The organism is Maritimimonas sp. 2304DJ26-3 (assembly GCF_056591635.1).
On record NZ_JBWQOK010000003.1, the window covers coordinates 47,701 to 74,044 of the forward strand.

Here is a 26,344-nt window from a genome sequence, read left to right on the forward strand (position 1 = left end):
CACATTATAAACTAAATACAAAATTTTTAAAACAATAGAAAATGGCAGAGTTAAAAGATTTCGCAGAACAATTGGTTAACTTAACTGTAAAAGAAGTTAATGAATTAGCAGATATTTTAAAAGAAGAATACGGTATAGAACCTGCTGCTGCTGCAGTAGCTGTTGCTGGACCTGCTGCTGGTGGCGGAGATGCTGCTGGTGGAGACGAGCAAACTGAATTCGACGTAATACTTACTGCAGCTGGTGGTTCAAAATTAGCTGTTGTAAAATTAGTTAAAGAATTAACTGGTTTAGGTCTTAAAGAAGCTAAAGGTATCGTAGATAGTGCACCTGCTGCAGTAAAAGAAGGTGTTTCTAAAGACGAAGCTGAAGGTCTTAAAAAATCTTTAGAAGAAGCTGGAGCTGAAGTTGAGCTTAAGTAAGCTCTTCTTAGCTTAAACAACTAAGGTTTAGGTCTTTTGGGTAGATATCCAAAATGACCTAAACCATTTTGCGTATATATTCGCTCTTATAATTTAATAGGTTTTTTTAATTAAAATTTTCTCCATTGTCAACAACAAAAAGTACCGAAAGAGTAAACTTCGCATCAGCAAAATTAATTACTGATTATCCAGATTTTCTAGATATTCAAGTAAAATCATTCCAAGATTTCTTCCAACTAGAAACCAAGGCTGATGAAAGAGGTGATGAAGGATTATTTAAAACATTTTCCGACAATTTTCCAATAACTGACACTAGAAACCAATTTGTATTAGAGTTTTTAGATTACTTTGTTGACCCACCAAGATATTCGATTCAAGAATGTATTGAGAGAGGGTTAACATATAGCGTACCGTTAAAGGCACGTTTAAAATTATACTGTACTGACCCAGAACACGAAGACTTTGAAACAATTGTACAAGACGTGTATTTAGGAGTTATTCCTTACATGACACATAGTGGTACTTTTGTAATCAATGGTGCAGAGCGTGTAGTTGTATCTCAATTACACCGTTCGCCAGGAGTTTTCTTTGGTCAATCTTTCCATGCAAATGGTACTAAATTATACTCTGCAAGAGTAATACCTTTTAAAGGTTCTTGGATAGAATTTGCAACAGATATCAATAGTGTAATGTATGCATATATTGATAGAAAGAAAAAATTGCCTGTTACAACATTGTTTAGAGCAATTGGCTTTGAGCGTGATAAAGATATTCTAGAAATATTTGATTTAGCTGACGAAGTAAAGGTCTCTAAATCAGGGCTTAAAAAAGTTTTAGGACGTAAGTTAGCGGCAAGAGTATTAAAGACTTGGCACGAAGATTTCGTAGATGAAGATACTGGTGAGGTTGTGTCAATTGAGCGTAATGAGATTATCTTAGATCGCGATACAATTCTTGAAAAAGAACATATTGAAGAAATTTTAGAGGCAGGTTCTAAAACCATTCTTTTACATAAAGAGGATGATAATATGGGTGATTATGCAATTATTCATAATACCCTACAAAAAGATCCAACCAACTCAGAAAAAGAGGCTGTTGAACATATTTACCGTCAATTACGGAATGCTGAGCCGCCAGACTATGAAACGGCAAAAGGTATTATCAATAAATTATTCTTTTCAGAACAACGATACAATCTTGGAGAAGTTGGTCGTTACAGGATGAATAAAAAGTTAGAACTTGATATTGATATTGATCAAAAAGTACTAACTAAAGAAGATATTATTACTATCATCAAGAACTTAATTAAGTTAGTGAACTCTAAAGCAGAGGTAGATGATATTGATCACTTATCAAACCGTCGTGTTCGTACTGTAGGAGAGCAGTTAGCAGGTCAGTTTGGTGTTGGTCTATCGCGTATGGCTCGTACCATTCGTGAGCGTATGAATGTTCGTGATAATGAGGTATTTACACCGATTGATTTGATCAATGCTAAGACATTATCTTCAGTGATTAATTCTTTCTTTGGTACAAATCAATTATCTCAATTTATGGATCAAACAAATCCGTTAGCTGAGATTACTCACAAGCGTAGATTATCTGCATTAGGGCCTGGAGGTTTATCAAGGGAAAGAGCAGGTTTCGAGGTTCGTGACGTTCACTATACACATTATGGTCGTTTATGTCCGATTGAAACTCCTGAGGGACCAAACATTGGTTTAATTTCTTCACTTTCTGTATATGCCAAAGTGAATAATTTAGGTTTCATCGAAACTCCTTACCGTCAAGTTGAAGAAGGTAAGGTTGACACAAGTAAAGAACCAATTTATTTAAGTGCTGAAGAAGAAGAAGGTAAGAAAATTGCTCAATCTAATTTAGATCTTGATAAAGAAGGAAATATAACATTAGACAAAGTTGTTGCTCGTGAAGAAGGTGACTTCCCATTAGTAACTCCTGCTGATGTTGATTATATGGATGTATCTCCAAATCAGATTTCATCTATTTCGGCTTCATTGATTCCTTTCTTAGAGCATGATGATGCAAACCGTGCCTTAATGGGATCTAATATGATGCGTCAGGCAGTACCATTAATGAGACCTGAGTCTCCAATTGTAGGTACAGGCTTAGAACGTAGAGTAGCTACAGATTCTAGAATTTTGATAAACTCTGAAGGTAATGGCGTTGTAGAATATGTTGATTCTGATAAGATTACCATCAGATATGACCGTAGTGATGAGCAAAAGCTAGTAAGCTTTGATGAAGACGATAAGACTTACGAGTTAATCAAATTTAGAAAAACAAATCAAGGTACTTCTATTAATTTACATCCGATTGTTCAAAAGGGTGATAAAGTTAAAAAAGGACAAGTACTTTGTGAAGGATATGCTACCGAAAAAGGTGAATTAGCATTAGGTAGAAATATGAAGGTAGCTTTTATGCCTTGGAAAGGGTATAATTTTGAGGATGCGATTGTAATTTCTGAAAGAGTGGTTCGTGAAGATGTATTTACATCAATTCATATTGATGAATACTCTTTAGACGTTCGTGACACAAAGTTAGGAGCTGAAGAATTAACAGCAGACATTCCAAATGTATCAGAAGAAGCTACCAAGGATCTTGATGAGAACGGTATGATCCGCATTGGAGCTGAGGTAAAACCTGGCGATATCCTTATCGGGAAAATTACTCCTAAAGGTGAATCAGATCCTACTCCAGAAGAAAAATTATTACGAGCCATCTTTGGTGATAACGCTGGCGATGTTAAAGATGCTTCTTTAAAAGCTTCTCCTTCATTAAAAGGTGTGGTAATTGACAAGAAATTGTTCAAGAGAACTATTAAAGATAAGGCGAAACGTAGTAAAGATAAAGAAGAGTTAGAAAGATTAGAAGCAGAGTTTACTGTTAAATTTAATAATCTTAAAGATCGTTTAGTTGATAAGTTATTTACACTTGTAAATGGTAAAACGGCTCAAGGTATTCAAAATGATTTAGGTGAAGAAATTTTACCAAAAGGTAAGAAGTTTACACTTAAAATGTTGAATGCGGTAAATGATTTTGAACACTTAACTAAAGGTACTTGGACAACTGACAAGAGTATCAATAAATTAATTAGTGAATTGATTCACAATTATAAGATCAAAGTAAGTGATTTACAAGGCTCTTTACGTCGTGAGAAATTTACAATTACTGTAGGTGATGAATTGCCAGCTGGTATTGTAAAGCTTGCTAAAGTATATATCGCTAAAAAACGTAAGTTAAAAGTTGGTGATAAGATGGCAGGTCGTCATGGTAATAAGGGTATTGTTGCTCGTATTGTAAGAGCAGAAGATATGCCTTTCTTAGAAGATGGAACACCAGTAGATATTGTATTAAACCCATTAGGTGTACCATCGCGTATGAATATTGGCCAGATTTATGAAACTGTTCTTGGTTGGGCAGGTCAAAAATTAGATCAGAAATATGCTACACCAATTTTTGATGGTGCTTCAATCGATGAGATTACAGCATTAACTAATGAAGCTGGTGTGCCAGAGTTTGGTCATACGTATTTATATGATGGTGGAACTGGAGAGCGTTTTGATCAACCTGCAACCGTAGGTGTGATTTATATGATCAAATTAGGTCATATGATTGAAGATAAAATGCATGCACGTTCTATTGGACCTTATTCATTAATTACACAGCAACCGTTAGGTGGTAAAGCACAATTTGGTGGTCAACGTTTTGGTGAGATGGAGGTTTGGGCACTTGAAGCATATGGAGCATCAAGTACACTTAGAGAAATCTTAACTGTTAAATCTGATGATGTATTAGGTAGAGCTAAAACTTACGAAAGTATTGTTAAAGGTGAACCAATGCCAGAACCAGGATTACCAGAATCATTTAATGTATTAATGCACGAGTTAAAAGGACTTGGCTTAGACGTTAGATTAGAAGAATAATAATTTAAAGCAGCAAGCATTAATTGCTTGTTGCTTTTACCATATACATTTTTACATTTTAATTCGATTGCATATATCATGGCAAAACAAAGAGAAAAGTACACTGTAAAAAAATTCAATAAAATATCAATTGGTTTAGCATCACCAGAATCTATTTTAGAAAAATCTAGAGGTGAAGTATTAAAACCAGAAACGATCAATTATCGCACACATAAACCAGAAAGAGATGGTTTGTTTTGTGAGCGTATTTTTGGTCCTATAAAAGATTACGAATGTGCTTGTGGTAAGTACAAACGTATTCGCTATAAAGGAATTATCTGTGACCGTTGTGGAGTAGAAGTTACTGAAAAGAAAGTACGTAGAGATAGAGTAGGGCACATTAACTTAGTAGTTCCTGTTGCACATATCTGGTATTTTAGGTCATTACCTAACAAGATGGGTTACCTTTTAGGATTGCCTTCTAAGAAGTTAGATATGATCATTTACTACGAACGTTATGTTGTAATTCAACCAGCTGGAGCAACTAATGCTGAAGGTGAGCCGTTACAAAAAATGGATTTCCTTACGGAGGAAGAGTATTTAGATATACTTGAGACATTCCCAGTAGAAAATCAATATTTAGAAGATTCAGATCCAAACAAATTCATAGCTAAAATGGGTGCAGAATGTTTGATTGAATTATTGAATCGTATTGATTTAGATGAATTGTCTTATGAGTTAAGACATAAGGCAAATACTGAAACATCTAAGCAACGTAAAATGGAAGCCTTAAAACGTTTAAACGTTGTTGAAGCTTTCCGTGATGCAAATAAAAATAGAGAAAACAAACCTGCATGGATGATTATGAAGGTTGTACCAGTTACGCCTCCAGAATTACGTCCATTAGTACCATTAGATGGTGGTCGTTTTGCAACTTCAGATTTAAATGATTTATATCGTAGAGTAATTATCCGTAATAATCGTTTAAAACGATTGATGGAGATTAAAGCTCCTGAAGTGATCTTGCGTAACGAAAAACGTATGTTACAAGAATCTGTAGATTCATTATTTGATAACACACGTAAATCATCAGCAGTAAAAACAGAATCTAATAGACCTTTAAAATCGTTATCTGATTCATTAAAAGGTAAACAAGGACGTTTCCGTCAGAACTTATTAGGTAAACGTGTCGATTATTCTGCACGTTCAGTTATTGTTGTTGGTCCAGAATTAAAATTATACGAATGTGGATTGCCAAAAGATATGGCAGCAGAATTATACAAGCCTTTTGTAATTAGAAAGCTAATTGAAAGAGGTATTGTAAAAACTGTAAAATCTGCAAAGAAAATTATAGATAAGCGTGAGCCAGTAGTATGGGATATTTTAGAAAATGTTCTTAAAGGACATCCTGTATTACTAAACCGTGCTCCAACGCTTCACCGTTTAGGTATTCAAGCATTTCAACCTAAATTAATTGAAGGTAAGGCTATTCAATTACACCCATTAGTATGTACAGCATTTAATGCGGATTTTGATGGTGACCAGATGGCGGTTCACTTACCATTAGGCCCAGAAGCAATACTTGAAGCTCAATTATTAATGTTAGCTTCTCATAGTATCTTGAATCCTGCTAACGGTTCCCCAATTACAGTACCTTCTCAAGATATGGTTCTTGGTTTATATTATATGACTAAAGAGCGTAAGTCTACTAAAGAACATAAAGTAAAAGGTGAAGGAGCAACTTTTTATTCTCCAGAAGAAGTAACAATCGCTTTTAACGAAAAGCAAGTTGATCTAAACGCTGGTATAAAAGTTCGTACAAAAGATTTTAATGAAGAAGGAGAATTAACTACTCAAATAATTGAAACTACGGTTGGTAGAGTATTATTTAATGAAGTAGTTCCTGAAGAGGCTGGTTATATTAATGAGGTATTGACTAAGAAGTCTTTGAGAGATATTATTGGTGATATTTTAAAAGCTACCGATGTACCATCAACTGGTAAATTCTTAGATGCTATTAAAGGGATGGGATATAAATTTGCATTCCAAGGAGGTCTTTCATTTAGTTTAGGAGATATTATTATTCCTGAAGAGAAGTACAAGATGATCGATGCTGCTAACGAGCAAGTTGACACTATCATTGCGAGTTATAACATGGGTATGTTGACGAACAAAGAACGTTACAATCAGGTAATTGATATTTGGGGATCAACAAACAATAAGTTGACTGAGCTTTCTATGAAGCGTTTACGCGAAGATCAGCAAGGTTTCAACTCAGTGTATATGATGCTTGACTCTGGTGCAAGGGGTTCTAAAGAACAGATTCGTCAGTTAACAGGTATGCGTGGTTTGATGGCTAAACCTAAAAAATCTACAGCAGGTGGTGGAGAAATTATTGAGAATCCAATTCTTTCTAACTTTAAAGAAGGTTTATCAATTCTTGAATATTTTATTTCTACTCACGGTGCTCGTAAAGGTCTTGCCGATACAGCATTAAAGACTGCCGATGCAGGTTATTTAACACGTCGTTTAGTTGATGTATCTCAAGATGTGATTATTAATGAAGAAGATTGTGGTACTTTAAGAGGATTAGAAATTACTCCTTTAAAGAAAAACGAAGAAGTTGTTGAAACACTAGGGGAAAGAGTATTTGGTAGAGTTTCTTTAGAAGATGTTTATGATCCTATTAGTCAAGAATTAGTAGTTTCTGCAGGCGAAGAGATAGATGAAGATGCTGTTAAGAAAGTTAATAAGTCGTCTTTAGAGTCATTAGAAGTTCGCTCTGCATTAACTTGTGAATCTTCTAGAGGTATTTGTGCTAAATGTTATGGGCACAGTTTATCAACTAGAAAGAAAGTTCAAATTGGTGAGGCTGTAGGTGTAATTGCAGCACAATCAATTGGTGAACCTGGTACTCAGTTAACACTTCGTACTTTCCACGTAGGTGGTATTGCAGGAAACATTTCAGAAGAAAATTCATTAACTGCTAAGTTCGATGGTAAGATTGAAATTGATGATCTACGTACTGTAGAAGGTTTAGATAACGATGGCAATAAAGTTGATATCGTAATCTCTAGAACTTCTGAAATTAAAGTTATTGATAAGAATACGGGTATTACGTTAAGTACTAATAATATTCCTTATGGCTCTCATATTGCTGTAAAAGGTGCTAGAACTATTAAGAAAGGTGATGTTATTTGTAAATGGGATCCATATAATGGTGTAATTGTTTCAGAATTTGAAGGTAAAGTTGCGTTTGAAAATATTGAACAGGGTATTACTTATCAAGTAGAGATTGATGAGCAAACTGGTTTCCAAGAAAAGGTAATTTCAGAATCAAAGAATAAGAAAGTTGTACCTACTTTAATTATCGAGGATAAGAAAGGTGAAACACTACGTTCATACAGTTTACCTGTAGGAGCTCACTTAATTGTTGAAGATGGTGATAAGATTGAAGCAGGTAAGATTTTAGTTAAGATTCCACGTAAATCTGGTAAAGCAGGTGATATTACTGGTGGTTTACCACGTGTAACTGAGTTATTTGAAGCTCGTGACCCTTCGAATCCAGCTGTAACTTCTGAGATTGATGGTGTAGTATCTTTTGGTAAGATAAAAAGAGGTAATCGTGAGATCATAGTTGAATCTAAAACTGGAGATATCAGAAAATATTTGGTGAAGCTTTCGAATCAGATTCTAGTTCAAGAAAATGACTTTATAAAAGCAGGTATGCCATTATCAGACGGAGCAATTACTCCATCAGATATCCTAAATATTAAAGGCCCATCGGCAGTACAAGAATACTTAGTGAATGAAATTCAAGAAGTATATCGCCTGCAAGGCGTGAAAATTAATGATAAGCATTTCGAAGTAGTTGTAAGACAGATGATGCGTAAAGTGAAGATTGTCGACTCTGGTGATACTATTTTCTTAGAAAGTCAATTAGTTCATAAAAATGACTTTATGGAAGTAAATGATGCTATCTACGGAATGAAAGTCGTTGAGAATATAGGAGATTCAGAAAACCTTAAAGCTGGTCAGATTATTTCTGCACGTAAGCTAAGAGACGAAAATTCTATATTACGTAGGGCTGATAAAGTATTGGTTGAAGCTAGAGATGCAGTTCCTGCAACGGCAGAGCCAATTTTACAAGGTATAACAAGAGCGTCGTTACAAACTAAGTCGTTTATCTCTGCTGCATCATTCCAAGAGACAACAAAAGTATTAAACCAAGCAGCTGTAAGTGGTAAGGTAGATTACTTAGAAGGTCTTAAAGAAAATGTAATTGTTGGTAAGAAAATACCAGCAGGTACAGGTATGCGTTTTTATGATCACTTAATTGTAGGTTCTAAAGAAGAGATCGAAGCAAATTAGATTATGGCAGAGCAAGATAAAAACAAGCAGAATCAGTTGAATATTGAATTAGATGAAGCTGTTGCGGATGGAACCTATTCTAATCTTGCAATTATCAATCATTCAGTATCTGAGTTTGTTGTAGATTTTGTGAATGTAATGCCAGGTACGCCTAAAGCAAAAGTAAAATCTAGAATTATATTAACGCCACAACATGCTAAACGTTTAACGAAGGCATTGGCAGAGAATGTAGCTAGATTCGAAAAAGCCCATGGTGAAATAAAGGATTATGAGCAACCACCGATTCCGTTAAATTTCGGACCGGCAGGTCAAGCATAAATAAGTAAACGTCGAACGAAAGTTCGGCGTTTTTTTTATTTTCACATATCAATTTTTAATTGATTTCAATTCTACTTTAAGCTCTTGAAATAAGTTTACAATATTACTTAACTTTAATTCATCTTTATCATACTCTTGCGTGTTAATACAACACTTAAATTTCCAGAGTTCTAAAACATTTTCAATTTTCACCTCGTAAGGTGCATAAGTTTTATTATCAGAATAGAGTAAAAGACTTTTTCTATCTTTTATTCTATTATAAACACGTTTATATACTAAGCCATCATCTTTGGTAAGCACTACATATGTTCTTCCATCCTCAACGTCGCGAATATCTTCTACATACTTTCCTATTATAAAAGAACCATCTTTAACTGGTAGCATGGAGTCACCTTTTATAGGGAATGCTCTATGTGTTCCGGTAGGTAAAAAAGGTAAGTTAAATCGTTGTAAATGCTCAATATACTCTGGATCTGCGTAGCCTTTTAAATAACCAGCAGAAGCTTCTATGGGTACAACCTCAATAAGCTCTTCATTATATTGGTTAACACTTATGGGAAACAAAACTCTTTTATTTCCTATATCTATAAAAGATAAATCTTTAGACTTTCTTAGATCAACTTTGATGAGTGCATCAATAGGTATTTTAATATATTTAGACAACTCAAGCAACTTGTCTATTGAGGGTTCTGATCTTCCTAGTTCTATATTAACAATAGTATTTCTCGTCCACTTTAATTCTTCTGCAAAATATTCTTGAGAAAATTTCTTTAACTCTCGACAGTGTTTAATATTGGTTGCGATATAATTTTTATTCATTGTGTTAAAATTACACAATAAATGTGTATTTAATGCAATATTTTTGTAAAAACTTTATCCCTAATAATTGTATTTAAATAGTCATACATATTTTAGCCTTAGATATGGTACAATAAAACCTGAGGAATTATTATTGCTAGCTAAAGAGAATGGTATTAAAACGTTAGCGCTAACCGATATTAATACTACTTCAGCATGCTTAGATTTTGTTCGACTGTCATCTAAATATAACATTAAACCAGTCTTAGGTGTGGATTTTAGGAATGCTGCTGATCAACAGTTTATAGTACTAGCGAAAAACAATCATGGCTTTCAACAGATCAATACTTATCTATCTATTTTTCTTCATGATGATTCTTTAAAAATCCTCAAGCGACCAATTCATATAGCAAATAGCTATGTGGTTTATCCCTTTGAAAAAGGAAAGAATTATGAACTTAGAGAGAATGAATATCTAGGCGTAAAACCTAAGGATATTAATCATTTAAAATTCTCTAAATGGAATAGAAAACTTGATAAATTAGTTATTTTAAGAACGGTTTCTTTTCAAAATAAAAAAGGTTTTAACACACATCGACTTCTTAGAGCTATTGATAATAACACCTTATTAAGCAAGCTTCCTTTAAATGAACAAGGCTGTGAAACCGATCAATTTTTATCACTAAATAATCTAAAAATCATTTATGCCGATTATCCTGAATTAATAGAAAACACACAACGTATTTTAGAAGATTGTCATATTGAATTCGATTTTTCACAAGCCACACCTAGTAATCAACGTTCTTATACAGAAAGTGAAGAATCAGATTGCAAATTATTAGAGAAGTTAACCTATAAAGGATTACAGTATCGCTATGAGAATCCAAGCGAAACCGTTTATAAACGTATTGAAAATGAATTATCTACCATAAATAAAAGAGGGTTTGTTTCTTATTTTTTGATTAATTGGCGCGTTTTAAAGTATGCGCGTAGCAAAGGGTATTTTTATGTAGGACGTGGAAGCGGAGCAAATAGTATTGTTGCTTATTTATTAAGAATTACAGATGTAGATCCGGTAGAGTTAGATTTATACTTTGAACGATTCATTAATTTATTTAGAAAGAACCCTCCCGATTTTGATATTGATTTTTCATGGGCAGATAGAGATGATATCATAGCGTTTATTTTTAAGGAATTTAAGAATACAGCACTTATAACGGTCTATAATACATTTAAATTAAAGGCTTCAATTCGAGAATTGGGAAAAGTGTTTGGATTACCAAAATCTGAAATAGACTTATTGACTAGGGGAAAATATAATTTAAACCGGTTAGATAACCTTTCTCGATTGGTTATTAAGTATAGTAAATATATTCAAGGGTTTCCTAATTATTTAGGAATACATGCAGGAGGTATTCTAATTTCAGAAAAACCTATTCATTATTATTGTGCAACCTTTCTTCCTCCTAAAGGATATCCTACAACACAATTTGATATGGTAGTTGCAGAGGATATAGGTTTGTATAAGTTTGATATTTTAAGTCAACGAGGTTTAGGAAAAATAAAAGACACTGTCGAAATAGTTAAATATAATCATCCTGAAAAAGACTCAATCGATATTCACGACATTAAACGGTTCAAGCAAGATAAAAAAATTAAGTACCTATTAAAAAATGCGAAGGCTATAGGTTGTTTTTATGTAGAGTCTCCAGCAATGCGAATGTTGCTCAAGAAACTTCAGGTAGATAATTATTTGGGTTTAGTAGCGGCTAGTTCGGTTATTCGGCCAGGTGTTGCAAAATCGGGAATGATGCGTGAATATATTTTACGATACCGTTATCCAGAACGACGTAAGGAAGCAAATGAAATATTGCTCGAGATTATGCCAGAAACCTATGGGGTAATGGTATACCAAGAAGATGTAATTAAAGTAGCAAATATTTTTGGAGGGCTAAATTTAGGCGAAGCAGATATGTTACGTCGTGGTATGTCGGGTAAATTTCGATCTCGCGACGAATTCCTAAAAGTAAAACAGCAATTTTTTGATAATTGTAAACAAGACGGAAAAACAGATAATCTTGTAGCAAATATTTGGCGACAAATAGAAAGTTTTGCTGGTTACGCATTTGCGAAGGGGCATTCAGCTTCATATGCAGTAGAGAGCTACCAAAGTTTATTTTTAAAAGCGTACTATCCTTTAGAATATATGGTCGCTACGCTCAATAATGGAGGCGGATTTTACAGAGCAGAGTTGTATGTGCATGAAGCAAGAATGCATGGAGCAAAGATAGAAGCCCCTTGTATTAATAAAAGTGATCGTCTTACTATTATTAATAATACTACTATTTATTTAGGGTTTGTTTTTTTACATGCTCTAGAATTAAATACAATCGAAAAAATAGTTGATGCAAGAAGTCAAGAAGGAGATTTTAAAAGTTTAGATAATTTTATAGATCGAGTTCCTATTTCTGTTGAACAAATTTCTATCTTAATTAAGATTAATGCTTTTCGTTTTACTAAAATTAATAAGCGTGAATTGTTGTGGGATGCTCGTATGAAAATTAGTAAAATACCTAAAGAAGAGCATATTATTACATTGTTTAAAACAGAACGTATTTCTTACAAAACACCTGAACTAAGAAGCACAGCTTTAGAAAATGCTTTTGATGAATATGAACTATTAGGTTTTCCGTTATGCAATCCTTTTGAATTATTAGCAAAACCACAAGATAGTTTCTTAAAAGCTCAAGAACTTATTAATTATAAAAACAATATAATTACTATAGAAGGTTATTTAATTACTACCAAAAACACAGCAACTTCTTCTGGAAAAGCAATGCATTTCGGCACCTTTTTAGATCGAGATGGTGATTTTATAGACACAGTACATTTTCCTCCAGTAGCAGCTAAATATCCTTTTAGAGGCAAAGGGATTTATACTATTACAGGAAAAGTTATAGAAGAATTTGATTGTATTAATATAGAAGTAATGTCAATGTATAGAAAAGCTATTATTGAAGATCCAAGATATGCGGAGGAAACAGAAAAAATAACAGCTTAATGCAAGAAGAAAGAGCTATAGTTCATATGGATTTAGATACATTCTTTGTGTCTTGTGAGCGACTATTAGATAGTAGGTTAAATGGTAAACCTGTGTTGATTGGCGGTACTTCAGATCGTGGCGTAGTAGCATCATGTAGTTACGAAGCACGTAAGTTTGGTATTCATTCTGCAATGCCAATGCGAATGGCTAAGCAATTATGCCCTGAAGCAATTGTATTAAGAGGAAATTCTGGAGTGTACACAAAATTTTCTAATAACGTTACAGAAGTTATTAAAGAAAATGTACCATTATACGAGAAAACTTCTATTGACGAATTTTATATTGACCTTACCGGGATGGACAAATTTTTCGGATGCCATCAATTAGCTAGCGAATTACGACAGCAAATCATTAAAGAAACTGGCTTGCCTATTTCTTTTGGGTTATCAATTAATAAAACAGTCTCAAAAGTTGCAACGGGCGAAGCAAAACCAAACAACCAAATTCGAATTATAAAAGGACAAGAAAAACCTTTTTTAGCACCTCTATCTGTTCGAAAAATACCTATGGTAGGTGAAGTCACTTATAAATCACTATGTGACTTAGGAATTAAGCGAATTTATACAATGCAAAAAATGCCAATGCAATTAATGTATCGTGTTTTAGGTAAAAATGGATTAAGTATATGGAAAAAAGCGAATGGAATAGATAATAGTCCAGTAGTGCAATATCACGAGCGTAAATCTATTTCTACCGAACGTACTTTTGATAGAGATACTACAGATATACATAAACTACGAAGTATTATTATCGCAATGGCAGAGAATTTAGCGTATCAATTACGACGAGGACATAAGTTAACTGCTTGTGTAACTTTTAAAATTCGTTATTCCGATTTTCAAACATATACCCAACAAAAGCGTATTCCATATAGCTCGTTAGATACTAGTATTATTCCAATAGTATTAGATTTGTTTAAAAAGCTATATAACAGAAGATTATTAGTGCGTTTGGTAGGAGTTAAATTTAGCCATTTGGTAGAAGGAGGGCATCAAATTAACTTGTTCGAAGATGACGAAAAATTAATTGGTTTGAGCCAGGCCATTGATAAAATGCGCGAACGTTTTGGAGATCGTTCTGTTATCTCTGCGGCTGGTATGGATGCTAAAAGTATCAGTAGATGGAATCCTTTTACAGGAGAACCACCTCCCTTATTAGCAAATAGAAGGAGGTAAAATATCTTAAGAGTCATATATTTGACATAATGAAAAAAAATCCTCAAAAGCTTCAACAAAAACTTAATGAACGAAAAGACGCAAATGCCTTACGTGTATTAAAGAACCAAGTAAGTCTTATTGATTTTTCGTCTAATGATTATTTAGGTTTTGCTAAATCAGAAGATATATTTGACCAGGCACATAAATATCTAGTCGATAGAAAGATTAAAAATAACGGTTCAACAGGTTCACGACTACTTTCAGGTAATCACATATTATATGATGAGGTAGAAAAAACACTTTGTAATTTTCACAAAAGTGAAGCTGCCTTAATCTTTAATTCAGGTTACGATGCTAATATTGGTTTCTTTTCGTCAGTTCCTCAAAAAGGAGATATAGTTTTATATGACGAATTTATCCATGCTTCGATACGAGATGGTGTTAAAATGAGTAATGCTAAAGCCTATAAGTTTAAGCATAATGATCTAAATGATCTGGATAAGATACTAAAACGAGTTCAGGGTAATGATAATGGTCAAACTGAGCATGCCGAAGTCTATGTAGTTACAGAATCTATTTTTTCTATGGATGGAGATTCTCCTAACTTATCTAAGATGTCACAACTTTGTAATAAGTACAATGCTTATCTTATAATCGATGAAGCTCATGCCACAGGTGTTGTAGGAAATAAAGGGGAGGGGTTAGTTCAAGAATTAGGATTAGAAAAAGATGTTTTTGCTAGATTAATTACATTTGGTAAAGCATTGGGTTGTCATGGTGCCGTCGTTCTAGGTAATGAACAATTAAAACAATATTTAGTCAATTTTGCTAGAAGTTTTATCTACACAACTGCTTTATCTCCACATTCACTCGCAACTATAAAAACTACATACGATGTCATGCTGAGCGCAGCAGAAACATCCAAAGAGCTTCACAGTAATATTCAACATTTTAAATCTGAATTTAAAAGGCTGAAACTAGGTTTTATAGAAAGTAACTCTGCTATACATTGTTGTATGATTCCTGGGAATAAAAAAATAAAATCTATTGCTCAAAAATTTAAAGAAAACGGATTTGATGTAAAACCAATTCTCTCACCTACAGTACCTAAAGGAAAAGAACGCCTGCGCTTTTGTATACACTCTTATAATTCTAAAGAAGAAATCACAAAAGTTTTAGAGAACCTTGCTACTTTTGTAGCCAGATGAAGCAAAAAAAATACTTTATTACTGGGATTGGGACTGATGTGGGTAAAACGATAGCCGCAGCTATTGTTACCGAAGCGCTAAATGCTGATTATTGGAAGCCCATTCAAGCAGGAGATTTAGATAACTGCGATACAAAGAAAGTAGAGCGATTAGTTTCAAATGACAAATCTAAATTTCATCGAAATAGTTATGCTTTAAACACGCCAATGAGCCCTCACGCTGCTGCTGAAATTGATGGAATTAGAATTGATTTAAAAAAAATTAAAGAACCTAATACTAAAAATAGTTTAGTGATCGAAGGAGCAGGAGGCTTGTTAGTTCCTATAAACGATAAGCAAACAATTTTAGATATAATTAAACCAGATTATAAGGTACTTGTTGTTTCGCGCCATTATTTAGGTAGTATTAATCATTCACTATTAACAATTAAGCTATTACAAGAAAAAGGATTTGATGTTTCAGTAATTTTTAGTGGTAGTGAGCATAAAACTACAGAATCAATTGTTCAAAAAATGACTAATGTAAAAGTTGTTGGTAGAATTGACGAAGAACCATATTTTGATCAAAACGTGGTTAAGGAATATGCTGAACGGTTTAAAAAGAATTTATGAGTCTAAAAGAGCGTGATAAAAAACATCTCTGGCATCCCTTAACACAACATAAGTTAAGCCCTGATCATATCGCAATTACTAAGGCTAAAGGATGTATTTTATATGACGAAGACGGTAATGAATACATTGATGGAATTGCATCCTGGTATACCTGCATGTTTGGGCATTGCAATGAATATATTACCAGTCGAGTGGCTAACCAAATGCAACAACTAGATCATGTTGTTTTTGCAGGATTTACACACGAACCCGCAATAAAATTATCAGAAGCTCTAATTGATATTTTACCAGATAGTCAACAAAAGATTTTCTTTTCTGATAATGGTTCTACTTCAGTTGATGTCGCTATTAAAATGGCATTGCAATATCATTTTAATAAAGGTGAAAAACGAACAAAGATTATTGCCTTAGAAGATGGATTTCATGGAGACACATTTGGTGCTATGTCTGTTTCTGGATTATCTGTTTATAATGGACCGTTCCAAGATTTTTTTATTGATGTGGAAAGAATTCCAGTTCCAACTAAGAATAATTTTGATGAGATTAAGAAACAATTCAAACAACTAATTAGTCATGATAATGTGGCTGCTTTTATTTATGAGCCTTTGGTGCAAGGCGCAGCAGCTATGAAAATGTATGAGGGCAATTTATTAGATGAGCTGCTTGCAGTTGCAAAGGAGAATAATGTATTAACAATTGCAGACGAAGTAATGACAGGTTTTGGAAAAACGGGCAAAAGTTTTGCATCTGAATATTTAAAGAATCAACCAGATATTATCTGTTTGTCAAAATCGTTAACAGCAGGATTAGTGCCAATGGCTATTACCAGTTGCACGCAAAAAATATATGATGCTTTTTTGAGTGATGAATTGGCAAAAGGTTTTTTTCACGGACATACATATTCAGCAAACCCAATAGCTTGTACCGCAGCTTTGGCAGGAATTGAATTGCTGCAGTCAAATGAGGTTCAAAATAATATTAAACGAATTATTAAATCACACCAAGATTTTAATGTTAAAATAAAAGATCACCCTAAAGTAAAAGAAACACATCAATTAGGTGTTATCTATGCGCTAGATCTTAATGTAGAAATGGAACGCTATGGTAATCTAAGAAATAAGCTATTTAATTTCTTTATGCAGAACGGCGTATGTTTACGACCTCTAGGAAACACAATTTATATTTTAGCTCCTTTTACAATATCAGACGAACAATTAGATAAGATTTATAATACGATAGAAAAAGTTTTAGATACCTTCTAGACCTTTGTTAATTAAATTTATTGTAATATTTTTCTCTTTAATTTTCACAAATAGTTCCTCATAAGTCCATTCTCCACTTTCTTTTCGACCGATAATAGTAACTGATCCTTTGCCTTTGCTTCCTTTTATAGGTATAGTAATATTAGCTTTTCCAGAGTTATTGTTTAGAGATATGTTTCCTTGGATTATTCCATCGCTTTCAATAGAATTGCCCAAATGTTCAATAACTATAGTGTCGTTTGCAGCCTTTTCAAGAGCGTATTCATAAGGTTCAGAACCTGTCATTAATTTCGTGACGCCAAAAATAGCAGCACCGACGCCAAATACTAATAATAAAATAACAACAAGACACCCACTTACTGGGACCACCCATAACCAATTTCTTGAAAACCAGCTTTTTTGTTGTACATACTCGCTCATAAGTGCTTCTTTTTATAAATATAAGTGTTTAGTAGATGGTTTTTGTTACACAGAAACTTAAATTTGCCACAGTTTATGAAAGAACCAATTTCTATTACAGCAATTTCTTCAATTTCTCCTTTAGGAGATTTTGTAGCTGATATTTGGAAAAATTATCAAAATGATAATCACTTTTTTTCTAAGAAAAGAATTCTTGATAAAGAAGTTCTTGTAGCAGCGCTCTCAACCTTATCAAAGAACAAAATTGATGAATTAAAAAATTCGAATTCAAAATATAGAGATCTCGATGATTCGGTTTTATACGCTTTGTTCGCTTCGAGAGAAGCTATAAAAAAAGCTGGATGGAATGCATCTGATAATTTTGGAATAAACATAGGTTCATCTAGAGGAGCTACTTCATTGTTTGAAAATTATCATAAAGAATTTTTAAAAGAAGGAAAGTCATCAACGTTAAGTTCACCAACAACAACGTTAGGTAATATTTCTTCTTGGGTTGCACACGATTTGCAAACTCGTGGACCTGAAATTTCACATTCTATTACTTGTTCAACAGCTTTGCATGCGTTGCTAAATGGAATTGCTTGGTTAAATTCCGGAATGACAGATAAGTTTCTAGTAGGTGGTAGCGAAGCACCACTAACGCCATTCACTATAGCTCAAATGCAGGCTCTAAAAATTTATGCAAAAGAAAATAAAGAGTATCCATGTAGAGCTTTAGACTTAGACAAGGGAAGTAATACAATGATTCTTGGTGAAGGAGCATCGGTTGCGTGTTTAGAGAAAGGTAAAAGACAAAATGCCTTAGCTGTTGTTGAAGGTATCGGTTATGCAACAGAAGTTTTAGAGCATAATGCTTCACTCTCAACTGAAGCAGATTGTTTTCAGCGTTCTATGAAAATGGCATTGGGTGATTTTTCGAAGGAAGAAGTTAATGTTATCGTTACTCACACCCCAGGAACAATTAAAGGTGATTTAGCAGAATTTAGAGCTATTGAAAAAGTATTTTGTAACAAAATTCCTTTTTTGACAACTAATAAGTGGAAACTAGGCCACACGTTAGGTGCTTCAGGCTTATTAAGTTTAGAACTGGCCGTCCTAATGTTGCAACACCAAAAAGTTGTAGAAGCGCCATACACCAAAACACAAAATCAACCAAAAACCATCCGAAAAGTATTGGTCAATGCTGTTGGTTTCGGCGGAAATGCTGTAAGTGTTTTGTTGTCGAAATAATTTTTATATTTATAATATCATTAACCAAAAAACAACTCACTATGCCAGAATGGTTTTCTGAATTAAGTCTCTTTCCCAAAATTTACTGGATTGTCGCACTTTTAGGATCTGCTATTTTTATTATCACGTTGATTATGACATTTTTAGGAAGTGATGCTGATGATTTAGATGTGGATGCTGAAGTAGATGGTGATACAGGTATGGGATTTCAATTTATTACATTCAAAAATTTGGTAGGCTTCTTTACCATTTTTGGATGGAGTGGAATCGCTTGTATTGATGCAGGCCTTTCAATGCCCCTAACAATAGTTATTTCTATTCTTTGCGGATTAGTAATGATGACAATAATGGCTGCCATGTTTTATTATATGCGAAAATTAAATGATAGTGGAACCCTAGATTTTAATAATGCTATGGATGCTGTTGGAGAAGTTTATCTTACTATAGGTGCTAATCGCTCTAAAATGGGTAAAGCACATGTAAGAATTCAAGGATCGCTAAGAGAACTTGAAGCTTTAACTGACGCCAAGGAAGACCTAAAGTCAGGTACTGTCATTAAAGTAAAAGAAGTAACTGATAACGGAATTTTAATTGTAGAACCATTAAATCAATAATCATGCTAAACATTGCCTTACAAGCGAGCCAATTTGGACTCCCGCTCGCATTAATCTTTGGAGTCTTATTTATTTTCTTATTCTTTATTGTCTTAATAAGACGTTACAAAAGATGTCCGTCAGACAGGATTCTAGTAGTTTATGGTAAAGTAGGTGGCGGTCAATCTGCCAAATGTATTCATGGTGGTGCTGCTTTTATTATGCCAGTTATTCAAGATTATGAATATTTAGACTTAACACCTATGTCTATTGAAGTAAATCTTGTGAATGCTTTAAGTAAGCAAAATATTCGTGTGAATGTACCATCAAGATTTACCATTGGTGTTTCTACAGAGCCTGGAATTATGCAAAATGCTGCTGAACGTTTGTTAGGATTAGGCTTGCCAGAAATACAAGAATTAGCGAAAGAGATTATTTTCGGTCAGTTGCGTTTAGTGGTTGCTTCGATGGATATTGAAGAGATCAATGCTGATAGAGATAAATTCTTAGCAAATATTTCTCAAAGTGTTGAATCAGAATTAAAAAAAGTTGGTTTAAAACTTATCAACGTTAATATTACAGATATTGTTGATGAGTCAGGTTATATTGAGGCACTTGGTAAAGAAGCAGCCGCACACGCTATCAACGCTGCTCGTAAATCGGTAGCAGAGAAAAACAGAGATGGTTCTATTGGTGAAGCCAATGCCGTTCAAGATCAGCGTACACAAGTTGCAGCCGCTGATGCTCAGGCAGTTGAAGGTGAAAATACGGCTAAAATTGCTGTAGCAAACTCTGACTCTTTGCGTCGTCAAAGAGAAGCTGAAGCTGAAAGAGTTGCGATTGCCTCCGAAAAAGTACAAGCTGCAAAAGCTTTAGAAGAAGCCTATGCTGCTGAGCAGATTGCCGAAGCAGCAAGAGCAGAACGCGAACGTGCTTCTCAAACAGCAGATATTATTGTACCTGCGCAAATAGATAAAAATAAAGTAGAAATCGATGCTGAAGCCGAAGCAGAAATGATACGTAGAAGAGCAAAAGGTGAGGCTGATGCCATACTATTTAAAGCCCAGGCAGAAGCACAAGGTTTATATGAGGTATTAACAAAACAAGCAGAAGGTTTAGATCAAATTGTAAAAGCCGCTGGAAATAATTCTAAGGATGCCGTTTTATTATTGATAGCAGACAAATTGCCTGAGCTTGTAAAAACACAAGCGGAAGCCATTAAGAATATTAAGATAGATAAAGTAACTGTTTGGGAAAACGGTAACGCTAAAGATGGTAAAACATCTACATCTAATTTTATTTCAGGTATGTATAAGGCGGTGCCACCTTTACAAGAAATGTTTAACATGGCTGGAATGGATTTACCAGAATATCTTAAAGGGAAAGATGCTCAAAAAGAAGCGAAACCAAAAGATAAAGAATCAGATTCTAAATTTGAAGATAAAAAGTAATTTAAAAATTCCGCTGCTAAGGCGGAATTTTTTACTTTTGGCCTAAAATTAACTCAATTATATGAGCGTTACTAGACATAACTGGACAAAAGAAGAAATCCTTGAAATTTATAATAAACCTCTAATGGAATTGCTTTATGAAGCAGCTACCATTCATAGAGAGCACCATGATCCGAATACGGTTCAAGTGTCAACTTTATTATCAATAAAAACAGGAGGTTGTCCAGAAGATTGTGGTTATTGTCCACAAGCAGCTCGTTATCATACTGATATAGAAGGTAATGATCTAATGACCGTTTCTCATGTAAAAGCGCAGGCATTAAGAGCAAAAGCTTCAGGAAGTTCTAGAGTTTGTATGGGTGCAGCGTGGCGTAATGTAAAAGATGGCCCAGAATTCGATCAAGTGCTAGAAATGGTTCGTACAATTAACAAGCTTGATATGGAAGTTTGTTGTACTTTGGGAATGGTTACTGAAAATCAAGCACAGCGTTTAGCAGAGGCTGGCTTATATGCCTACAATCATAATTTAGATTCTTCAGAAGAATATTATAAGGAAGTAATTTCTACACGAGGTTACGAGGATAGATTAGAAACCATAGATAACGTTCGAAAAACGAATGTTACTGTTTGTAGTGGTGGTATTATTGGTATGGGAGAAAAAGAAGAGGATAGAGCTGGAATGTTGGTTGCTTTAGCAACATTGAATCCACAACCAGAATCTGTACCTATAAATGCATTAGTGGCTGTGGAAGGTACACCTTTAGAAGATCAAGAACCAGTTTCAATTTGGGAAATGATTAGAATGGTAGCCACTACTAGAATTGTTATGCCAGAAACACAAGTTCGTTTGAGTGCTGGTAGAACTGAAATGAGTAGAGAAGGGCAAGCCATGTGTTTTTTTGCGGGTGCTAACTCTATTTTTGCTGGAGATAAGTTGCTAACTACACCAAACCCAGACGTAAATGAAGACATGGAAATGTTTAAGCTACTTGGTTTAAACCCTCAAAAACCATTTATAAAAAAGATGCAACCAGAAACGGTAGAAGCTAAAGATTCTCAATATAAAGATTTAGGAGAAAAACCAAAATGGACACGACCTGAGCATAATATAGATCGCAATGAAGAGGCTAAATTAAGAGCGAAAGAATTGATAAAATAAAAAAGAGACCGAAAAGGTCTCTTTTTTATTACATTTTTACTTTAGAAATCTTATCATGGTATTTATTTACTAAGCCCAAGGCCGCAGAGCCATACCAAGGGTGTAATTCCATCACCAAACTACCTGCTTTTATTGCTGGGTCAGTTTCTGTTAATTTTTTAGCTTCTTCAACAGATTCTACATTAAAAATATAGATACCACGTAATTCACCATTATCTAGAAAAGGTCCGGCAATAGCCAACTTACCTTCTTTAGCTAAACGACCAATATTTTCCATATGAGCAGCTTGTAATTTTGTTGCTTTTTCTTTGTCTTTTGTTCTATTTGGTCCTGCTTTTAAAAATGCCATTACATATTTACGCATACCATAATCATCTGCTTGCATTTCTTTGGCAAGTGCTTCATCAAAATCCGAAGTAATCGTAGAATCAGCCTGAGCAAATGAATTAAAAGAAAGCAATGCAATTAGAGAAAAAGTAAGTAAAATTCTTTTCATGATTTGTGAGTTTATCACAAATATAAAATTTTATGCTTTTTAAGAGTGTTAAAGAAAAAATAAAACTCAGAATGTCAAATTATTGTGACTTCTTATGTTTTAAAGATGCTTCTACAAACGAAATAAACAAGGGATGTGGATTCAATACAGTACTCTTATATTCTGGATGATATTGAACACCTACGAACCAAGGATGATCTGGTAATTCTATAATTTCTACTAGACCTGTTTTTGGGTTTACGCCTGTAATTTTCATACCTGCATTTGTAAGTTGTTCTAGGTATTCATTATTGAATTCATAACGATGTCTGTGGCGCTCACTTATCATGTCCTCACCATATGCATCATAAACTTTTGAATCTTTATCTAGTTTACAATCCCAGGCACCTAAACGCATGGTACCACCCATATTTGTAATGGTTTTTTGCTCTTCCATTAAATTAATAACAGGATGTTCTGTAGCATCTACCATTTCGGTCGAATTGGCTTCTTGTAATCCTAAGATGTTACGTGCAAACTCTATGACAGCCATTTGCATACCTAAACAAATACCTAAAAATGGAATATTATGTTCTCTTATATATTTTATGGCATCAATTTTTCCTTCAATACCGCGCTCACCAAAACCTGGAGCTACCAAAACGCCATCAAGATTTTCGAGCTGTTGTATTGTTACATTTTCAGAATGAATCCAATGTAAATTAACTTTTACTTCATTTGCTGCACCGGCATGAATAAAAGCTTCTGAAATCGACTTATAGGCATCATGCAATTCTACATATTTACCTACCAAGCCTATTTCTACAGTATGTTTAGGGTTTTTATGTTTATCTAAAAAACTATTCCAAGCATTTAATGTTGGCTTATTTTCTGAAGATAGCTTTAATTTATCGAGAACCACTTTATCCAAACCTTCATCGAACATTAAGTTTGGAACATCGTAAATAGTTTCTGCATCAAGTGATTGAATTACATCTTTCTGCTTAACATTGCAAAATAAAGCCAGTTTTCTTTTTATATCTTCTGAGATTTTATGCTCAGTTCTACATACTAAAACATTAGGGCTAACACCGCTTTGCATTAACATTTTGACTGAATGTTGCGTTGGTTTTGTTTTTAATTCTCCAGCGGCAGCTAAATAGGGGACTAAGGTTAAATGGATGACAATAGCATTTTCTTCGCCTAATTCCCATTGTAATTGACGAACAGATTCTACATATGGCAATGATTCGATATCACCAACGGTACCGCCAATTTCGGTAATCACAATGTCATATTCACCAGTATTACCTATTAATTGAATACGACGCTTAATCTCGTCCGTAATATGAGGGATTACCTGAACAGTCTTTCCTAAATAATCACCTTTACGTTCTCGGTTAATTACGGTTTGATAAATTCTACCAGTAGTTACGTTATTAGCTTGAGATGTAGGAATATTCAAGAAGCGCTCATAATGACCCAGATCGAGATCGGTTTCTGCACCATCATCAGTTACAAAACACTCTCCATGCTCGTAAGGATTCAAAGTGCCTGGATCAATATTAATATAAGGATCTAATTTTTGAATAGTAACAGAGAAACCTCGTTCTTGTAATAATTTAGCCAAAGATGCAGCTATAATACCCTTGCCGAGTGATGAAGTTACGCCTCCGGTAACGAAAACGTATTTGGTGTTTTTCATTGCTATTAGGTTTTGCCAAAAGTACGAAGTCTAAAAATTCTGGCAAATAAAAAAAAGAGGAAAAAATTCCTCTTTTTAATTAATGTAACTAAATAATATTATTGCTTGGTTAAAGACATTTTTGCTGTTGTTTCAGTTGTACTTGTAATACCTTGTACAACAACTTCTTGATTTACTTCAACTTCAAATTTTAAAGTTGTGTCATTGATTTCTGTTATTGTTGCTATTTGCGTTTCACTATTTTGTATTACCGTTAATTCAGATCCGTTTATTGACCAAGTACCTTCATTCAAAAAATCACTTATTTGTACAGGGATTTCTTGAGTCGTACCCTGACCTAATATGGTTATGGTAACAACACTAATATAACTACCAGAGCTCGTAAAATTATTCGGATTTTGAGTAAAAACTACTTGAGCGTTTATATTTTTACCTTCGGATGTAAAGTTTGAAGTAATTGGGACACCCTGTAAATCTGTAGTGGTAGTACCTTCTTGAGTTATTTCTGTTAATTTCCAAGTACCAACTAGCTGATTGTTTGTGGCATCAACACCTATTGTTTCATCGTCACTACAAGAGACAAAAAATAGCAATAAACAAATAAACACTAAAGATCTTTTAAACTTTTTCATTTTGATAATTTTATGTTTGATTTATAACCAAACGTGAAAAAGTAGATTTTATTTACTCTTTTACAGGAATATTCTTCAGAATTTCTAAAACGTATTTCCAATATTTTTGTGATGAGCTAATACTTGCCCGTTCATCAGGAGAATGCGCCCCTTTAATAGTTGGCCCAAAAGAAATCATGTCCATTTCAGGATAATTTGTTCCTAAAATACCACATTCAAGACCTGCGTGGCAAGCTAAAACATTTGGCTGTTCATTAAATAGATCTGTGTAGATATTTTTAAGTACTTTTAATATTGGTGAGTTTGGATTTGGCTTCCAACCCGGGTACGAGCCAGAAAGTTCTACATTGAATCCCGCTAATTCAAACCCTGATTTTATGGCGTTAGCCAAATTCATTTTACCTGATTCAACAGAACTCCGAGTTAAACAAAGTATTTTTATTTCACCATCTTTCACTAAAACTCTAGCAACATTATTAGAAGTTTCTACCAAATCTTCAATATCAGGACTCATTCTAAAAACACCATTATGAGTGGTGTAAACAGCTCTCAATAAGTTAATCTGCTCTTTTTTAGATATGATAGTAGACGGTGAAATGCACTCTTCTAATAATATTTCGATATCATTTTCAATATCACTATACTCTTCTATAATAGCTTTTGCTATTACATAAAATTCTTCTTCTAAAACTTCAGGATTATTAGTTGTTATAATAGCATTGCTCTCCCTTGGGATAGCATTACGTAAACCACCACCATCAATCTCAGATATATTCATCAAGTCATTTAACGCAAATAAAATGCGATTCATCATTTTATTAGCATTACCAAAATCTTTATGAATATCCATGCCGGAATGCCCACCTTGCAACCCTTTTACAGTTATTTTATAAGCTGAAACATCATCAGGAGTTGTTTGGGTATTGTATGATTTTGTTGCTGTAATATCTATGCCCCCAGCACAACCTACACCGATTTCATCATCATCTTCAGTGTCTAAATTTAAAAGTATTTCACCTTCAAGCAAACCACCTTCTAATCCCATTGCCCCTGTCATTCCCGTTTCTTCATCAATCGTAAATAATGCTTCGATTGCTGAATGTTCAATATCATTAGATTCTAGTATAGCCATAATAGTAGCAACACCTAAACCATTATCTGCTCCAAGTGTTGTACCGTTTGCTTTTACCCAATCTGCATCTATCATCATTTCAATACCTTGAGAGTCAAAATCGAAAGTTGTATCATTATTTTTTTGATGTACCATATCTAAATGCGACTGCATTACGATCGTTTTTCGGTTCTCCATGCCTTTAGTGGCTGGTTTTTTTACAATAACATTACCCACACTATCGACGAGTGTTTCTAAACCTAATTTATTGCCAAAATCAACCATAAATTGAATCACACGTTCTTCTTTTTTTGAAGCACGAGGAACAGCATTTAAGTCAGCAAAATTGTTCCATAATCTAGATGGTTCTAAGTTTCTTATTTCAGAATTCATAGTTC

At 34.0% G+C, this 26,344-nt stretch carries 19 protein-coding genes; 13 read left to right on the top strand and 6 right to left on the bottom strand.

The genetic code is table 11. From position 1 onward, the window contains the following. Positions 1-41 precede the first annotated feature (41 nt). The 4 genes from rplL to AC1EUV_RS08865 all read left to right on the top strand — a co-directional run bounded on the left by rplL (position 42) and on the right by AC1EUV_RS08865 (position 9,031). Positions 42-422, top strand: a complete 381-nt coding sequence (rplL, locus tag AC1EUV_RS08850) for a 50S ribosomal protein L7/L12 (protein ID WP_480198335.1) — start codon at positions 42-44, stop codon at positions 420-422. Positions 423-547: 125 nt separating this feature from the next. Then, a complete protein-coding gene (rpoB, locus tag AC1EUV_RS08855) occupies positions 548-4,363 on the top strand; it encodes a DNA-directed RNA polymerase subunit beta (protein WP_480198336.1) in 3,816 nt (1,271 codons plus the stop codon). A 78-nt stretch (positions 4,364-4,441) separates the two neighbouring features. Next, entirely contained in the window at positions 4,442-8,713 is a 4,272-nt protein-coding gene (rpoC, locus tag AC1EUV_RS08860; RefSeq protein WP_480198337.1) for a DNA-directed RNA polymerase subunit beta', read from the top strand. A gap of 3 nt (positions 8,714-8,716) precedes the next feature. Continuing rightward, on the top strand, positions 8,717-9,031 hold the full coding sequence (locus AC1EUV_RS08865; protein ID WP_480198338.1) for a DUF3467 domain-containing protein: 315 nt from the start codon (positions 8,717-8,719) through the stop codon (positions 9,029-9,031). 48 nt (positions 9,032-9,079) lie between these two features. Here AC1EUV_RS08865 and AC1EUV_RS08870 read toward each other — a convergent pair whose 3' ends face one another. Beyond that, positions 9,080-9,850 (bottom strand): XRE family transcriptional regulator, encoded by a 771-nt coding sequence (locus AC1EUV_RS08870; protein ID WP_480198339.1) that lies wholly within the window; start codon positions 9,848-9,850, stop codon positions 9,080-9,082. 67 nt (positions 9,851-9,917) lie between these two features. On the opposite strand from AC1EUV_RS08870, the gene AC1EUV_RS08875 reads away from it, so the two are divergent. From AC1EUV_RS08875 to bioA, 5 genes are read left to right on the top strand one after another with little or no spacing between them, the layout of a single operon-like run. Further along, on the top strand, positions 9,918-12,890 hold the full coding sequence (locus tag AC1EUV_RS08875; RefSeq protein WP_480198340.1) for a DNA polymerase III subunit alpha: 2,973 nt from the start codon (positions 9,918-9,920) through the stop codon (positions 12,888-12,890). Next, positions 12,890-14,107, top strand: coding sequence for a DNA polymerase IV (dinB, locus tag AC1EUV_RS08880; RefSeq protein ID WP_480198341.1), 1,218 nt, complete (start codon positions 12,890-12,892; stop codon positions 14,105-14,107). Before AC1EUV_RS08875 ends, dinB begins: the two co-directional genes overlap by 1 nt. 29 nt (positions 14,108-14,136) lie before the next feature. After that, positions 14,137-15,297, top strand: a complete 1,161-nt coding sequence (locus AC1EUV_RS08885) for an aminotransferase class I/II-fold pyridoxal phosphate-dependent enzyme (RefSeq protein WP_480198342.1) — start codon at positions 14,137-14,139, stop codon at positions 15,295-15,297. Beyond that, positions 15,294-15,908: a dethiobiotin synthase gene (gene bioD / locus AC1EUV_RS08890; RefSeq protein ID WP_480198343.1), complete on the top strand. Its 615-nt coding sequence runs from the start codon at positions 15,294-15,296 to the stop codon at positions 15,906-15,908. Before AC1EUV_RS08885 ends, bioD begins: the two co-directional genes overlap by 4 nt. After that, positions 15,905-17,170, top strand: coding sequence for an adenosylmethionine--8-amino-7-oxononanoate transaminase (bioA, locus tag AC1EUV_RS08895; RefSeq protein WP_480198344.1), 1,266 nt, complete (start codon positions 15,905-15,907; stop codon positions 17,168-17,170). The genes bioD and bioA overlap by 4 nt, the downstream gene beginning before the upstream one ends. Here the strand turns inward: bioA and AC1EUV_RS08900 are convergent. Continuing rightward, positions 17,156-17,590 carry a cytochrome c oxidase assembly factor Coa1 family protein gene (locus AC1EUV_RS08900; protein ID WP_480198345.1) on the bottom strand — a complete coding sequence of 145 codons (435 nt, stop codon included), beginning with the start codon at positions 17,588-17,590 and terminating at the stop codon, positions 17,156-17,158. The two genes, bioA and AC1EUV_RS08900, sit on opposite strands and share 15 nt — an antisense overlap. Before the next feature lie 75 nt (positions 17,591-17,665). Between AC1EUV_RS08900 and AC1EUV_RS08905 the strand changes: the two genes are divergently transcribed. The 4 genes from AC1EUV_RS08905 to bioB all read left to right on the top strand — a co-directional run bounded on the left by AC1EUV_RS08905 (position 17,666) and on the right by bioB (position 22,023). Next, complete coding sequence (locus AC1EUV_RS08905) at positions 17,666-18,820, top strand: beta-ketoacyl synthase N-terminal-like domain-containing protein (RefSeq protein ID WP_480198346.1); 1,155 nt, start codon at positions 17,666-17,668, stop codon at positions 18,818-18,820. A 41-nt stretch (positions 18,821-18,861) separates the two neighbouring features. Next, the gene (locus AC1EUV_RS08910) at positions 18,862-19,434 is read left to right on the top strand and encodes a hypothetical protein (protein ID WP_480198347.1); all 573 of its coding nucleotides are present in this window, start codon (positions 18,862-18,864) and stop codon (positions 19,432-19,434) included. 2 nt (positions 19,435-19,436) lie between these two features. Further along, a complete protein-coding gene (locus AC1EUV_RS08915) occupies positions 19,437-20,864 on the top strand; it encodes a flotillin family protein (protein WP_480198348.1) in 1,428 nt (475 codons plus the stop codon). Positions 20,865-20,925: 61 nt separating this feature from the next. After that, the gene (gene bioB / locus AC1EUV_RS08920; RefSeq protein ID WP_480198349.1) at positions 20,926-22,023 is read left to right on the top strand and encodes a biotin synthase BioB; all 1,098 of its coding nucleotides are present in this window, start codon (positions 20,926-20,928) and stop codon (positions 22,021-22,023) included. A gap of 28 nt (positions 22,024-22,051) precedes the next feature. Here bioB and AC1EUV_RS08925 read toward each other — a convergent pair whose 3' ends face one another. The 4 genes from AC1EUV_RS08925 to AC1EUV_RS08940 form a co-directional block, all read right to left on the bottom strand. Beyond that, positions 22,052-22,519: a YciI family protein gene (locus AC1EUV_RS08925; protein ID WP_480198350.1), complete on the bottom strand. Its 468-nt coding sequence runs from the start codon at positions 22,517-22,519 to the stop codon at positions 22,052-22,054. Positions 22,520-22,598: 79 nt separating this feature from the next. Then, positions 22,599-24,203, bottom strand: a complete 1,605-nt coding sequence (locus tag AC1EUV_RS08930) for a CTP synthase (protein ID WP_480198351.1) — start codon at positions 24,201-24,203, stop codon at positions 22,599-22,601. Between the two features lie 98 nt (positions 24,204-24,301). Continuing rightward, the gene (locus tag AC1EUV_RS08935; RefSeq protein ID WP_480198352.1) at positions 24,302-24,835 is read right to left on the bottom strand and encodes a lipocalin family protein; all 534 of its coding nucleotides are present in this window, start codon (positions 24,833-24,835) and stop codon (positions 24,302-24,304) included. Positions 24,836-24,887: 52 nt separating this feature from the next. Next, the gene (locus AC1EUV_RS08940; RefSeq protein ID WP_480198353.1) at positions 24,888-26,339 is read right to left on the bottom strand and encodes an aminoacyl-histidine dipeptidase; all 1,452 of its coding nucleotides are present in this window, start codon (positions 26,337-26,339) and stop codon (positions 24,888-24,890) included. Between the last annotated feature and the right edge of the window lie 5 nt (positions 26,340-26,344).